We start from the raw sequence: 13678 nt of genomic DNA, 5'->3' as shown, positions 1-13678 counted from the left end.
TTCATACATGAGGCATTTCCTCAGGCAAAGCTGTATGATCTTGAATTTCTTCCTGAAAATATAGAAAAACTTAAGTCAAAGAATATCGAGACCCACAAAATTAATATCGAATCCGAGAGGCTTCCATTTGCTGATGAAAGTATATCCTTATGTATATGTAACCAATTTTTGGAACATACAAAGGAATTATTTTGGATATTTCATGAAATAACGAGAGTTCTTAAAGTTGGGGGAAGCCTCATTATTGGTGTTCCAAATGTTGCCTCTTTACATAACAGAGTTGGATTACTTTTTGGGAAGCAACCTACACAAGCAAAAAGTTGTTCTGCACATGTTCGGTGTTTTTCAAAAGGCGATTTGTTGCAGTTCATCTCAGAGTGTTTCCCTGGTGGCTATTCGTTAAAAAAATTTTCTGGAAGCCAATTCTATCCTTTTCCCCCAAGAGCATCCAAGTTTCTCTCTTCCTGTTTCCCAACGCTTTCTTTTTCGATTTTCTTTTTATTGGTAAAGGAAAAATCTTATCAACGTTCTTTTCTCGATTACCCTTCTAAGGCCCATCTGGAGACGAACTTCAAGGTCTCACTCTAATTATTACAAGCTCAGGGTGTTCACAAACGATGTCCTATGCGATGCGGTATCTGTACAGGGCGCCCCGGTCGTCTGGTGACATGGTTCCTACAAAAAAGCCCCGCACTGTGCGGGGCTTTTTTGTAGGCGGGTTTTGGGGAAGGAGGGGGACGGGGAGGGAACCCCTTTTTGCCGCGAGCAAAAGGGGTCCCCTCCCCCGTGTGCCCCTATGCCAAAATCTCCAGCCGACCCTGATGCATGCGCGCCCGGCGGTTGATACAGGACGGCGCGTCGCCTTCGAAGTGGGAAACGAAGACCAGCGAGATGCCGCGGGCGGCCAGCTGGTCCAGCAGATCCAGATACTGGCGGCGGGAGTCTTCATCCAGGGCGGAGCAGGGCTCGTCCAGAAGCAGGATGTCCGGTTCGCCCATGAGGGCGCGGGCCAGGAACAGGCGGCGCAGCTGTCCGGTGGAGAGCAGGCGGATGGAGCGGTCCGCCAGATGGCCCACGCCCAGTTCGCGCATGACGCGGCGGGCCTGCTCCTGCTCGGCCTTGCTGTAGTCGCGGTAGACGCCCACGGTGTTCTCCAGGCCGGTACAGACCAGTTCCAGCGCCGTGATGCTGTAGCCGTAAAGGGCCTGGGAGAGGTCGGAGACCAGACGCACGCCCTTGCGGATCTCTTCCAGCAGCACGGTCTCGCCGCCGTGATGGGGCAGATGACGCACCAGCGTACCGCCCACGGCCACGAATTCGTCCCCGGCCAGCAGACGCAGGAAGGTGGACTTGCCCGAGCCGTTCTCGCCCTCGATGCGCCAGTGTTCGCCCTTGCGCAGTGTCCAGTCCACATCGTGCAAGATCTCCTGCCCGTCGATGAAGACCGTGGCATGGCGCACGTCCAGCAGCGGGGCGGAGGGTTCCGGGGCGGACGTCACGGCTCCGGCCAGGCTGATGTCCTCATATTCGCCTTCCTGCGGCGGCAGAGCGCTTCCCGGGGCCAGCAGACGGCCCTGATGGATGACGCGCGTCTTGCGGCACCAGTCCGGCACCTGTTCCGGGCGGTGGCTGCTCATGATGACCGTACAGTGCTCGCGCACGCTGTCCAGCACTTCGTAGAAGCGGCGGCTGTGGTCGGCATCAAGACCGTCGCTGCATTCGTCCAGCAGGAGCAGGTCGGGCTGCCGGACCAGGGCCCGGCCCAGCAGGAGCAGGCGGAGCTGGCCCTGCGAGACTTCCGGCACCATCCTGTCCAGCAGGTCCAGGGCGCGCAGACGCCGGGCCATGTCTTCCACCTGCGCGTGACGCTGCTCGGAAGTGTTGGTGTAGAGCAGGGGGGTATCTTCGAATGCCGTGAGCAGCAGTTCCCGGCCGGTGATGTACCAGCGCTGGCGCTGGTAGTTCTCCTGCTGGTCGGGCGAGACCAGGGCGCTGACGGCACGGCCCGCGATGGGCGAGGTCTCCTCGCCTTCGCTGGTGTGCCAGACGATGCGGCCTTCCGCCGGCCAGAGCAGGCCGTGCATGAGGCGCATGAGCGTGGTCTTGCCGGCACCGTTGTGGCCCAGCAGCAAGTGGTGCTCGCCGCGGCACAGATGCCAGTCGATGTGGTGCAGGATCATTTTCTGCCGGGCATCGCCGGGCAGGAACAGGCTCAGGTCTTCGATGTCCACCAGGGGACTGCCGGGAAGGAGGGGAGACTGGGTTTCCATGAGAGGCTCGTAAAACTGGCGGTACGCATCCGTCCTGCGGACCGCTGAGAGATGGAGAACTGTCCGAAGGACAGCCTGAAAACATATGTACGCGACCGGGCGGGGCCTGTAGCCGTCGGGCCCAGGGAGACCGGAGACGGACGGGTCATCGACTGGGGATATGGGGGAGCGGCCTTGCCCGAGGGTGACCGGGAAATCCGGGCTGGAGGAAAGCCCGGGCCCTCCCGCGCGCCATCTTTGGGATAAAGCGCGCCGGGAAGAGGGCGACTGGGGAAAGGGGCATCCTTCCCGTGCGGGCAACGGCCGGATGGCGGCCCGCAGGGCCGTGCCCGTCAGCGCCGGAGCGGCGTCACGGGCATCGGCAGCGGAGAAGATCTCCCTTTCCCTCCTCAAAATATCCGGGCGCCGTGTTCTTTCCTATAGCGGCAGCACGTACTGCCGGCCCTGCTTGTACCAGACGCTCTGGGTGAAACCAAAGGCGCGGGCGTAGCTTTCCAGGCGAGGGAAGGCAAAGGCCACGTCGGTGGTGATGTGGGCGTCGGAGGCGAAGGTCACGGGCACGCGGAGCTCGGCGGCCAGCTGCATGATGGGTGCGCAGGGGTAGATCTCGTGGCAGGGCTTGCGCAGCCCGGCGGACGAGATCTCCATGGCCATGCCCGCATCGCGCAGCTCGGTGAGGGCCGTGCGGATGATGTCGAGGCTGCCGGGCTTGTTGAGCCAGATGTGGAAGCGGTCCACGGAGAAGATCTTGATGAGGTCGGGGTGGGCGGCGATCTGGAACATGCCCGAGGCGATCATCTCGCGCCAGCTCTGGAAGTAACGCACATAGTTCCGCTCGCACTCTTCCTGCGAAAGGATGTCCCAGTCCGAGGCCTGGTCGTCGAAGCCCCAGTGACCGATGAAATGCACGCTGCCCAGCAGATAGTCGAAATCATAGGCGGTGCAGGCCTGGCGGGCAAAGTCCGCCTGCCCTTCCAGCCAGTCCATCTCCATGCCGAACAGCACCTGACAGGCATCGGGAGCGGCGCTGTCGCGCAGCTCGCAGACCTCGCGGGCATAGGTGGGCATGAAGCGGCTCAGCTGTTCGCGGTATTCGTTGGTATAGTCGAAGCCCAGCGGACGCGGGGAATGTTCGGTGAAGCCCAGCAGTTTGAGCCCGGCCGTGCAGGCGGCGGCGTACATCTCCTGGGGCGTGCTGGCGCCGTGGGAATAACGGGTATGGCTGTGGAGGTCGGCGGTGATCATGATGGTCTCCGGGAGCGCCCCGGCCTGTCAGGGACAGACGGGATGGCCGTGATGACGGCAGGTCGCGGACGCGCTGAGATGGGGGCAGGGCCCGAGGGAAAAAAACGGGGAGGGCGGACCCTCCCCGTGATGTGCTGACGCTATGGCCGATTAGCCGAGCAGACGGCGGCAGATCTCCTGACCGGCCCGGCGTCCGGCGCCCATGGCCAGGATGACCGTGGCCGCGCCGGTGACGATGTCGCCGCCGGCGAAGACGTTGGGCAACGAGGTCTCGCCCGTGGCTTCATCCACCTTGATGTAGCCGCGTTCGGTCTTTTCCAGGCCTTCGGTGGCTTCCAGCAGGATGGGGTTGGAACGGGTGCCCAGGGCCACGATGGCCAGGTCGGTGGCCAGTTCGTAGGTGGCGCCTTCCACGGGCACGGGGCGGCGACGGCCGGAGGCGTCGGGCTCGCCCAGTTCCATCTTCTGCAGGGTCACGGACGTGAGCTTCATCTCGGCGTCCCCGTTGAACTTCACGGGGGAGGCCAGCATCTCGAACTTCACGCCTTCTTCCTCCGCATGTTCCACTTCCTCGCGGCGGGCGGGCATCTCGGCCTTGGTGCGGCGGTAGACGATATGCACGCTTTCCGCGCCCATGCGCAGGGCGGTGCGGGCGGCGTCCATGGCCACGTTACCGGCACCGAACACGGTCACATGCTTGCCGAGGTAGGCGGGGGTGTCCTGTTCGGGGAAGGCATAGGCGCGGCCCAGGTTCACACGGGTCAGGTATTCGTTGGCGGAGAACACGCCCACCAGGTTTTCGCCGGGCACGCCCAGGAAGACCGGCAGACCGGCGCCCACGCCGATGAAGACCGCGTCATATTCCTTGCGCAGTTCGTCCACGGTGAAGGTGCGGCCGCCCACGCTGTTGAGGTGGAAGTCCACACCAGAACGGCGCAGGCCGTCCACTTCGGTGGCCACCACGTTCTTGGGCAGACGGAAGGAGGGGATGCCGTAGATGAGCACGCCGCCGGGCTCGTGCAGGGCTTCGAACACATCCACCTTGAGGCCGTTGGCGGCGCAGACGCCCGCACAGGTCAGGGAGGAAGGACCGGAGCCGATGCAGGCCACCTTCTTGCCCTTGACGGGCATGGCACAGGAATTGGTGCCGGTCACCTGTTCACAGGCGCTGGTGGCGATGTAGGTATCGGCCACGAAGCGTTCCAGGCGGCCGATGGCGATGGGCTGGCCCTTGGCGTTGAGGATGCACTTGCCTTCGCACTGGTGTTCCTGCGGGCAGACGCGGCCGCACACGGCAGGCAGGCTGTTGGTGGTCTTGATGATGCGGTAGGCGGCGTCGAAGTTGCCGCGGGCCACTTCGGCGATGAAGTCGCGGATGGGCACTTCCACGGGGCAGCCCTTCATGCAGAGGGGCTTTTTGCACTGCAGGCAGCGGGAGGCTTCCTGCATGGCCATCTCTTTGGTGTAGCCGGTGGCCACTTCGTCGAAATTATGAGCGCGCACGTCCGCGGGCTGGCAGGGCATGTCCACGCGCGGAGCAATGGTCTTTTTGGGCTTAGTTTCCATGGGTGCTCCTGTACTGGTCGATGGAGACCTTTTCCTGATCGCGGTAGGCGCCCAGACGGCGGCGCAGTTCGTCGAAGTCCACCTTGTGGCCGTCGAATTCGGGGCCGTCCACACAGGCGAACTTGGTCTTGCCGTCCACGGTCACGCGGCAGGCGCCGCACATGCCGATGCCGTCCACCATGATGGGGTTGAGGCTGACGGTGGTGTGCACGCCGTAGGGACGGGTGGTGTTGGCCACGGCGGCCATCATGGGCACGGGACCCACGGCCACCACTTCAAAGACGTCCTTGTCGGATTCCAGGCGGTCGCGGAGCAGGTCGGTGACCAGGCCCTTGTGACCGTAGCTGCCGTCGTCGGTGGAGATGAGCAGCTCGTCCACGAAGCTGGCCAGTTCCTTTTCGAACAGGAGCAGGTCCTTGTTGCGGGCGCCGATGATGCCCACGACCTTGTTGCCGATGCGCGAATGGCCCTTGGCGATGTGGTGCATGGCGGCAATGCCGGTACCGCCGCCCACGCAGATGACGGTGCCCTTTTTCTCGATGTGGGTGGGCTTGCCCAGGGGGCCGCAAACGTCCAGGATCTCGTCGCCGGCCTTGAGGTCTTCAAGGATGGCCGTACTCTTGCCCATGACCAGATAGACGATGGTGATGGTGCCCTTTTCGGCATCCGTATCGGCGATGGTCAGGGGGATGCGCTCGCCCGTGGGGCTCATGCGCAGCATGACGAAATGACCGGGCCGGGCGTGGCTGGCAATGGCCGGCGCATGCAGCACCAGTTTGCTGGTCTTGCCCGGGATGAGGCTTTCTTTTTCCAGAATGGGGGTTGGCATGATGTTCCTGCACTCCTGCTGCGGGATAATGGAAAGTGCCAGCTTACCCAAGCTTTTTGCCGCTTGCAAGCATTGCGGTATGAAATGAGGAATTGTGAAAAGCGGGGCGTCCTGTGGGCGTGGGGCATGGGTACCCTCGACGTATGCCACGCAGGCTGGGCAGGGAGGCGGCCATAGCACGCTGCCGTGCCTGGCTGGTGACGGATGGGAAGGAAGACTAAAAGAGGAATGATCCGGGAAAGGCCCGGGGCACTTTCCCCGGGCGCGTCAGTCATGATCGGTGTGCGGCCCGCAGGTGCGCGGTAGCGGGGCGTCTTCCCCCTCGCCGGGCAGGACGAGGACCACGGTCTGGCGGGAGAGGCCGTTCTTTTCGATGGTCTCGGCCAGCAGGTCGAGGCGGGTGCGGATGAGCTGCTGGTCGGGCCAGCCTAGGCGGAAGGCGCAGATGACGGGCGTGGCGGCGGGCAGGGACTGTTCCAGTTCCTCCTGCATGGCTCGGGCCTGCATGGCGGAAAGGTAGACGGCCAGCGTGGTGCCGTGCCTGGCCAGATGGCGCAGGGCCTCCTGTTCGGGCATGGGCGTACGGCCGGGCATGCGGGTCATGATCAGGCTCTGGGTGGCGCCGGGCACGGTAAAGCTGCATCCGGCAGCGGCAGCGGCGGCGCTGGCGGCCGTGATGCCGGGCACCACCTGCCAGGGGATGCCGTCCCTGTCCAGCAGGGCCAGCTGTTCGCGCAGGGCGCTGTAGACGGCGGGGTCGCCGGTATGCAGATGCACCACGGGCTGACCGGCACGGGCGAACTGGAGCATGAGGGAATGGCATTCCTCCAGATCCAGCGGGGCGGCGTCGATGACGCTGGCCCGGGGCGATGCCAGATCCAGCAGGGCGGGCGGGATCATGGAACCGGCATAGAGCAGCAGGGCCGCCTCTTCGATGAGGCGTTTCCCCTTGAGGGTGAGCAGTTCCGGGTCACCGGGACCCGCGCCGACGAAACTGACCATGCCTGGCTGCTTTTCCATAGTCTCCTCCAGTAGGCGGGGCCTGTTGTCTCCGCCCCGCGTCCCCGTAATGTCATGCCGGGGGAACGGCGTCCAGAAGGAGGGCTGCCTCCTCCATAAATATACGCCCCCAATGTCCTTCTCTAGTCTTCGTCCTTCTCCTGTTCGGGCTTGTCCACAGCCAGCAGGAAAACAGGGTTGGCGGCGGCCAGGAAAATGTCCTGCCCCAGTGGCCGGGACTGGGCGGACTGTATCTGCATCACCTCGGCGGGCCAGCCTAGGCCCTCGAAGAAGGCACGGCAGCGGGCCAGCGTGTCCAGCAAGATGCAGCTCACCACCAGCCGTCCGCCGGGCAGCAGGCGACGGCAGACCTGTTCCAGCAGGTTGTGGGCCCCGTCGCCGGAAAGACCGCCGCCGATGAAGACCCGGTGCGGGTCAGGCAGGCGCGGCAGGCACTGGGGCACCGTACCCAGACAGACGTCCACCGAGGCGGCCCCGAAGCGGCGGCGGTTCTCCTGGATGTCCAGAGCGCGGGAAGGGGTCCGCTCCACGGCCACCACGCGGCCTTCGTGGGCCAGGCAGGCCGCCTCCAGCGCCACGGAACCGGAGCCGGCGCCCAGATCCCAGACCGTATGCCGGGGCTCGGGCCGCAACAGGGCCAGGGCGGCGGCACGCACGGCGGGCTTGGTCAGCAGGCCGTCCTCGTGCCGCAGTTCGGCGGGCAGCAGGCCGGGATGCGGACGGCGCATCTCGCCCGCGGGCGTCAGCAGCACGGTACAGACAGCCCCGAAGAGGGCCGCGGCGGCTTCTTCCAGGGTGAAATGATGTTCCTTTTCCCCGTCGCTCCCCATGTTTTCAAAAACATGCATGGCGAACCAGTCCACGCCCCTGTCCAGCAGATGGCGGGCCAGCAGGTCGGGCGTCATGCGGGCATCGGTGAGCAGGCTGATGGGCCGCTGCCGGTGGATGGCCGCATGGAGGGGCGTCAGATCGTCGCGGCCGTGCAGGGAAAGGCAGATGACGTCATGCCAGGGCAGGCCCAGACGGGCGCAGGCCTGCTGCAGGGAGCTGACCCCGGGCAGGATGCGCACGGCTTCGGGGCCCAGCTGGCGCAGGAGCGTAGTGCCGATGCCGTAGAACAGGGGATCGCCGTCGGCCAGCACGACAACTTTTTTGCCGCCGGCGCGCAGGTGGCTGATGCGGGCCAGCACCGGTTCCAGCGGCGCGGTCAGGGGAAGCTGACGGGCGGGGAGGTCGTCGAAGGCCGCCAGCAGGCGACGGCCGCCACACAGGACGTCGGCCTGTTCGATGAGGTGCAGCCGGGCGGGCGAAAGGCCCTCGCGCAGGGGCAGGGCGCAATCCAGGCCCAGGACCAGCACGGGCTCGGCCGCCGTACCGGCAGGTTCGAAAACGAAGGCGGAGTGCAGCAGGCTCTCCTGCGGGGACCAGGTATCCGTATCGGGTACGGCCGGAGCGGCCGGGGACGGTGCCGGCGGGGTATCGGCCGGACGGGAAGGACGGGGAGCGGGCAGGCTGATGCCGGGGAGGAGGTTCTGCTGTTTCATGTATCTCTGGTTGGAAAGGAACGGGACAGGACGCGCGGAGCGCGCAAAAAAGGGCAGCCGCAGCGACCGGGCGCGAGCCCGGCAGACGGCCGCCCTGAAAAGATCAGGCCTGGGCGTCGGGCAGCCAGACGCGGCCGCGGGCCACGAGGTCCACAGGACCGTCGATGAAGGCCTTGCCCTGGTCATCGTCGGGGATGTGGACATGCAGGGAGCTGCCGCCGGGCTGCATGATGTCCAAAGGCTTGCGGTTGCCCTTGGCGGCCAGCAGCAGGGCCAGGGCCAGGGCGCCGGACCCGCAGGCATTCTCGATGCAGGTGGTGTGGGCATCGCGCACGTGGACCACGGGCAGCATGTCCAGCATGCCCGCGCGGCGGCCCCACCAGATGACGCCGCTGGCCACTTCGCCGGTCATGCCGTACTGGCGGCGCAACATGCGCGAGGCGGCGATGCAGTCCTCGGGCTGCATGTGCACCTCACCGTCCAGCAGCAGATGGCAGATGCCGGGCAGGCGCACCAGATGGATGCCCTGTTCCGGGTGGGTGATGGGGCAGGGCAGCAATTGTAGCTCGGCGCGCACCTGCCAGTGGGGAGAGGTGCCGCGTACCTGGAGCCGGATGGGGCTCTGCCAGCCGGAGACCTGCACCTCATAGCGGTGCTCGTTGGTCAGCTTCTGGCGGGCGATGCCCTGGAGCGTGGCCTCGGGCGAGGCGCTCTCGCGGAAGGCCAGCAGGGCGCCGAAGGCCCGTGTGGCGTTGACGCAGAACTCACCGCCCGCCATGCGCAGGCGGCGTTCCTCCACAGAGACGAAACCGGCCTGTTCCGCCCCCAGGCTGTCAGGACGCATGGCCTGCCGGGCCAGCTCCGCCTGCCGGGCCGCATCCAGGCCCGCGGCAGGGAAAAAGATCGTCGTGTTGCCGCCGGGGCTCCATTTGGAAAAATCGAGTGCTGGCATAACCCATCCTTTTGTATCTATTCAGTATGCTACAGGCGGGCCCGACTGTCCAGCCACCGGGCATCCCCGGCGGACATCGGCGCTGCCGGGTCGCTCCGTGGCCTGCCGGGAGCCGCGGCACGGGAGGGGCGCTGAAAGAAAGAACGCTTGCCCTTTGCTGCGAAACGCGCTAATTTTTAAAGGTGTCAATACCCTTTCCAATAAAGGCAAAAGGTAGCTGGCGCATATTGCCTGGCATGTTGCAGGCAAAACAATAACTTTTTTGGGAGGCATCATGAAATCTTTCCGCCTGCTGGCCCTTACCGCCGCGGTTCTTCTGAGCTTCGCCGTGGCTGCCGTGGCCGCTCCTGTCTGCAGCAAGAAGGTCAACAGCTTCGACTTCGTCGTGGACTACTCCGGCTCCATGATGATGAAGAATGACAAAATGAAGCAGGACAAGATCGAAGTGGCCAAGATCGCCCTGAAGCGCGTCAACGCCGCCATCCCCGCCCTGGACTTCAAGGGTGGCCTGCATACCATCGCTCCTAACGGCACCGTCATCGAACAGGGCCCCTGGAACCGCGCCGCCATGGATAGCGGTATCAACACCCTGCGCAGCGGCTTTGCCACCTTCGGCCGCATGACTAACATGGGCGACGGCCTGCAGACCTACGAGCCCTTCCTGAGCTCCATGGAACGCAGCGCTGCCCTGATCCTGGTGACCGACGGCGACAACAACCGCGGTATGGATCTGGTGGAAGTGGCCCGTCAGGTGTACGCCACCCAGCGTAACATGGTCATCCACGTGATCTCCCTGGCCGACACCCCCCAGGGCGAAGCCACCGTCAAGGCCATTGCCGGCATGAACCCCGCCTCCGTGCTGGTTCGCGCTGAAGACCTGGCCACCAGCGACGCCGAAGTGGAACGCTTCGTGCTGGCCGTGTTCTGCCAGGAAGAAACCGTGATCGTGCTGCGCGGCGTCAACTTCGCTTTTGACTCCTATGCCCTGGACAGCAAGGCCATGGGCATCCTGGACGAAGCCGCCGGCCTCATCAAGTCCAAGCCCAACACCAAGATCGTGCTGACCGGCTGGACCGACTCCCGTGGTACCGACGCCTACAACGCCAAGCTGTCCAAGAACCGCGCCGAAGCCGTTAAGGGCTACCTGGCCAAGCAGGGCGTGCCCGCCAGCCGCATGACCGCCATCGGCAAGGGCAAGTCCTTCAAGTACAGCAACGACAGCGAAGAAGGCCGCTACATGAACCGTCGTACGGAGATCTCCTTCGACTAAACGACGCCCCCTTTTCCCCCTTCTAACAAAACCCGGCGGAAACGCCGGGTTTTCCATTAAGGAGTGATGACAGATGAAAAAAATCCTGGCAGTCAGCCTGCTGACCAGTCTGTTGTGCGGCGGCTGCGCCCTGTTCGGCGGGGACGAAGGCTCCAGCCCGGCTACGGCCGCCCCTGCTGAAGAAGCCGCCACCGAAACCGCCAAAGCCCCTGAAAAGGCTCCGGCCAAGGCGGCCCCCGTGTCCCAGTCCAAACTGGAAGCCGATCTGTACAAGACCGGCCAGAGCCTGGTGGGCCGTGCTTCCCGCACGGTGATGCCCTCCAAGGCCCACAAGGAAGTGCGCAAGGTGGGCAAGGAATACGTGGCCACCTATGTGGAAGTGGATACCGACAGCCTGACCACCGAAGTGCGCAAGGGCGCCCGTGGTTATGTGGGCTTCATCCGCTATTCCGAGCATGTCTATGAATGTCGCGGTGCCAGCAAGAGCGCTGCCCTTTCCGCTCCCTGCGAAAAGATCAAGACCCGCAATCTCAATGAAATGATCCGTCACGACGGCAAGAAGTGGCAGTACTAGTCCTGCCGCAGCCTGTCTGATGCCACAGCCCTCTTCCCTGCACGGGAAGGGGGCTTTTTTCTGGGCTGTGGGGCATCCTGCGGCCGGCAGGCAGCCGCTTTGGCGCGGCTACCTCGGGCCGCGGGAAGCGTCTGGGCCGTGGAATTCCGGCAAAACTTGAGGGCAGGAAGTCTGGGGAAAGAGGCCGGCAGCACGTGCAGGCGGGCCGCAAGGGGGCGTCCGCGCCGGGAGGGGCGGAGGAGGCCAGCCGTTTTTTGCCGATGCATCCCGTACCGCCCTCGGCTCGTTGCCGGCTCAGGCTCCCGTCTGCGCGCTGCCGGTGTCGATGCGGGTGATGACCGACATGCCGGAGCGGATCTCCGGCAGGCGCTCCTGCCCGGGCTCGAAGGCGATGCGCACCGGGATGCGCTGGACGACCTTGGTGAAGTTGCCGGACGAGGTGTCCTTGGGCAGCAGGGAAAAGGTGGCCCCGGTGGCGGGGGAGATGCTCTCCACATGACCCTTGAAGGTGTGGCCGGGGAAGGTGTCGATGAGGATCTCCACGGGCTGCCCAGCCCGGATGTTGCCTATCTGGGTCTCCTTGTAATTGGCCACGATGTAGGGGGGCATGTCCAGCACCAGGGAGACAACCTGCATGCCTTCCCTCACCAGATCACCCACCTGTATCTTGCGGGCACCGGTGTGTCTGTTGCCCGGGGCGGTGATGATGGTGTGCCCCAGGTCGATGAGGGCGCTCTGCAACTGGGCTTCCGCGGCCCGGAGGTCAGCCTCGCGCAGCTGCCTGTCCGCCTTTTGCAGTTCGAGCTTGCGCTCCTGTACCCGGACTTCGGCCAGGGCCTCGCGGTGGCTGTGCTGGGCCGTGCGCAGGTTGATCTCGGCCGAGTCCGCCTCACGGGTGGAGACGGCGTTGCATTTGAAGAGCTTCTGCACGCGGGCGTTCTCGCGGCTGGCCAGATCGAGACGTGCCGCCGCATTTTCCGCAGCCACGCGGGCCTGCCGGATGCAGGCCTCCTGCAAACCTATCTCCAGATCAAGACGCTCCAGATTGGCGGCGCTCTTGTCCCTGACGGCCCGGGCCTGATCCGTGCGGACCCGGTAGTCGGCATCCTGCACGCGCAGGAGCACGTCCCCGGCCTTCACCTGCTGGAAATCGCCAAAGCCCACCTGGGCCACATAGCCGTTGACCTTGGCCTCCAGCACTACGCGGTCGAGCTGGGTATAGGCATTGTCCGTCTCCTGGATGCGCTTGCCGCTCTCCAGCCGGTTGAAGTTCAGCAGGAAGAAAAGGATGACGAGCAGCAGCATGCCCAGGATGATCCACGGCGAGAGCCGGAAAAGGGCCAGCAGGCGGTCATACAGGGCCAGCTTCAGCAGTTCGTCGGCAAAACCGGGTTTGAGGCTGTTCATGACGGTCCCCGTGCGTTCAGTTTCCCGGCGTGCCCAGATCCACGGGGCTGACCGGCGTTGGTTTCATGCCTTGACGAAGGCCAGCAGCAGCATGGTGCCCAGAGCGATGCAGACGCAGAGGGCAAAGACATCGTTGATCCCCAGGATGAAGGCATCGGTCTGCAACTGTTGTCCGAGCTGGTCCAGCGAGCCGCCGCTGTCCAGAAAACGGGCCACGGCCGGGGCGTCTCCGGTCAGGCGGCTGCCTGTCTGGCTGAAGTACAGATCCTCCCGCTGCCGGATGAGCAGCAGGAACAGGGCATTGCCCGCGATGGGCGTGGAGATGCGCGAGACCTGGATATAGGCCAGCAGTCCCACGGCGGTCTTGGCCGTGAAGCAGGCCATGCAGAAGGCCATCAGGGAAAGGAAGACCAGCGGGTGTCCGATGGCGAACAGGATGGCCATGGGGAAAAAGTCGGCGGCCACCCAGTCAGCGGTGATGAAGGTGCCCTGATAGCAGGCCAGCCCCATGAGCAGGACGCCCGTGGCGCAGAGCAGGCGCGTGTCCGCCTTGAGCACCAGAAAGGCGCAGAAGGGCGTGGCCAGCAGCTGCAGCAGGGCCACCAGCAGCAGGGGCAGGCCGCTTTGCAGGGGCCGCAGATCGTGCATCGTGTCCAGGAACAGGGTGATGAGCAGGGAATTGGCGGACAGGATGAATATATAGATGATGACCATGCCCACGGACATGATGATGTTGAAGTCCGCGAACAGCCGGGGCGGGGCCCAGGGGCGTTCCACCAGCGCCTCGTTGGCGAGGAAAAGGAGGAAGCTGACGATACCGCCGGCCAGGAACACCGTGATGATGCCGGAATCGAACCAGCCCAGGCGTTCGCCCTGATCCAGCCCGGCATAGATGAGGACGGCGCTCAGGCAATAGAAGGCCATGCCGGAATAGTCCGGCTTGTGCAGCAGCTCCCTGATGCGTATCCGGGGGCAGATGGCGCTGGAGCAGGACGAAATAG

12 protein-coding genes are annotated in these 13678 nt (G+C 64.4%); 3 read left to right on the top strand and 9 right to left on the bottom strand.

The features are described from left to right. Positions 1-588, top strand: a 588-nt coding sequence (locus ACQRCJ_RS01150; RefSeq protein ID WP_427799182.1) for a methyltransferase domain-containing protein, incomplete at its 5' end; no start/stop codon positions are given. A gap of 206 nt (positions 589-794) precedes the next feature. Here the strand turns inward: ACQRCJ_RS01150 and ACQRCJ_RS01145 are convergent. The 7 genes from ACQRCJ_RS01145 to ACQRCJ_RS01115 form a co-directional block, all read right to left on the bottom strand. After that, positions 795-2270, bottom strand: coding sequence for an ATP-binding cassette domain-containing protein (locus ACQRCJ_RS01145; RefSeq protein WP_303933693.1), 1476 nt, complete (start codon positions 2268-2270; stop codon positions 795-797). 417 nt (positions 2271-2687) lie between these two features. Further along, positions 2688-3515, bottom strand: a complete 828-nt coding sequence (locus tag ACQRCJ_RS01140) for a histidinol-phosphatase (RefSeq protein ID WP_303994875.1) — start codon at positions 3513-3515, stop codon at positions 2688-2690. A gap of 150 nt (positions 3516-3665) precedes the next feature. After that, positions 3666-5081 (bottom strand): NADPH-dependent glutamate synthase, encoded by a 1416-nt coding sequence (gltA, locus tag ACQRCJ_RS01135; protein WP_204625875.1) that lies wholly within the window; start codon positions 5079-5081, stop codon positions 3666-3668. After that, positions 5071-5910, bottom strand: coding sequence for a sulfide/dihydroorotate dehydrogenase-like FAD/NAD-binding protein (locus ACQRCJ_RS01130; RefSeq protein WP_040369795.1), 840 nt, complete (start codon positions 5908-5910; stop codon positions 5071-5073). Before ACQRCJ_RS01130 ends, gltA begins: the two co-directional genes overlap by 11 nt. Positions 5911-6177: 267 nt before the next feature. Further along, positions 6178-6930: a precorrin-4 C(11)-methyltransferase gene (gene cobM / locus ACQRCJ_RS01125; RefSeq protein ID WP_427799181.1), complete on the bottom strand. Its 753-nt coding sequence runs from the start codon at positions 6928-6930 to the stop codon at positions 6178-6180. Positions 6931-7052: 122 nt separating this feature from the next. Continuing rightward, positions 7053-8474 (bottom strand): precorrin-6y C5,15-methyltransferase (decarboxylating) subunit CbiE, encoded by a 1422-nt coding sequence (gene cbiE / locus ACQRCJ_RS01120; RefSeq protein WP_418735065.1) that lies wholly within the window; start codon positions 8472-8474, stop codon positions 7053-7055. Between the two features lie 103 nt (positions 8475-8577). After that, positions 8578-9426 (bottom strand): hypothetical protein, encoded by an 849-nt coding sequence (locus ACQRCJ_RS01115; RefSeq protein ID WP_303955675.1) that lies wholly within the window; start codon positions 9424-9426, stop codon positions 8578-8580. Between the two features lie 274 nt (positions 9427-9700). Between ACQRCJ_RS01115 and ACQRCJ_RS01110 the strand changes: the two genes are divergently transcribed. Then, positions 9701-10696, top strand: coding sequence for an OmpA family protein (locus ACQRCJ_RS01110; protein WP_168935637.1), 996 nt, complete (start codon positions 9701-9703; stop codon positions 10694-10696). A 73-nt stretch (positions 10697-10769) separates the two neighbouring features. Continuing rightward, positions 10770-11270, top strand: coding sequence for a translation initiation factor 2 (locus ACQRCJ_RS01105; protein WP_168935638.1), 501 nt, complete (start codon positions 10770-10772; stop codon positions 11268-11270). A 294-nt stretch (positions 11271-11564) separates the two neighbouring features. Here ACQRCJ_RS01105 and ACQRCJ_RS01100 read toward each other — a convergent pair whose 3' ends face one another. Next, positions 11565-12677: an HlyD family secretion protein gene (locus ACQRCJ_RS01100; protein ID WP_427799180.1), complete on the bottom strand. Its 1113-nt coding sequence runs from the start codon at positions 12675-12677 to the stop codon at positions 11565-11567. Between the two features lie 63 nt (positions 12678-12740). Then, a complete protein-coding gene (locus ACQRCJ_RS01095; protein ID WP_427799185.1) occupies positions 12741-13601 on the bottom strand; it encodes a hypothetical protein in 861 nt (286 codons plus the stop codon). Positions 13602-13678 lie beyond the last annotated feature (77 nt).

Source organism: Desulfovibrio sp. SGI.102, assembly GCF_050314315.1.
Taxonomy (GTDB): domain Bacteria; phylum Desulfobacterota; class Desulfovibrionia; order Desulfovibrionales; family Desulfovibrionaceae; genus Desulfovibrio.
This window is presented reverse-complemented; position numbering and strand designations above follow the sequence as displayed.

Coding starts and splice junctions, on each gene's coding strand:
- ACQRCJ_RS01145 (WP_303933693.1), bottom strand. CDS start 2,270: ATGGAAACCCAGTCTCCCCTCCTTCCCGGCAGTCCCCTGGTGGACATC.
- ACQRCJ_RS01140 (WP_303994875.1), bottom strand. CDS start 3,515: ATGATCACCGCCGACCTCCACAGCCATACCCGTTATTCCCACGGCGCC.
- gltA (WP_204625875.1), bottom strand. CDS start 5,081: ATGGAAACTAAGCCCAAAAAGACCATTGCTCCGCGCGTGGACATGCCC.
- ACQRCJ_RS01130 (WP_040369795.1), bottom strand. CDS start 5,910: ATGCCAACCCCCATTCTGGAAAAAGAAAGCCTCATCCCGGGCAAGACC.
- cobM (WP_427799181.1), bottom strand. CDS start 6,930: ATGGAAAAGCAGCCAGGCATGGTCAGTTTCGTCGGCGCGGGTCCCGGT.
- cbiE (WP_418735065.1), bottom strand. CDS start 8,474: ATGAAACAGCAGAACCTCCTCCCCGGCATCAGCCTGCCCGCTCCCCGT.
- ACQRCJ_RS01115 (WP_303955675.1), bottom strand. CDS start 9,426: ATGCCAGCACTCGATTTTTCCAAATGGAGCCCCGGCGGCAACACGACG.
- ACQRCJ_RS01110 (WP_168935637.1), top strand. CDS start 9,701: ATGAAATCTTTCCGCCTGCTGGCCCTTACCGCCGCGGTTCTTCTGAGC.
- ACQRCJ_RS01105 (WP_168935638.1), top strand. CDS start 10,770: ATGAAAAAAATCCTGGCAGTCAGCCTGCTGACCAGTCTGTTGTGCGGC.
- ACQRCJ_RS01100 (WP_427799180.1), bottom strand. CDS start 12,677: ATGAACAGCCTCAAACCCGGTTTTGCCGACGAACTGCTGAAGCTGGCC.
- ACQRCJ_RS01095 (WP_427799185.1), bottom strand. CDS start 13,601: ATGGCCTTCTATTGCCTGAGCGCCGTCCTCATCTATGCCGGGCTGGAT.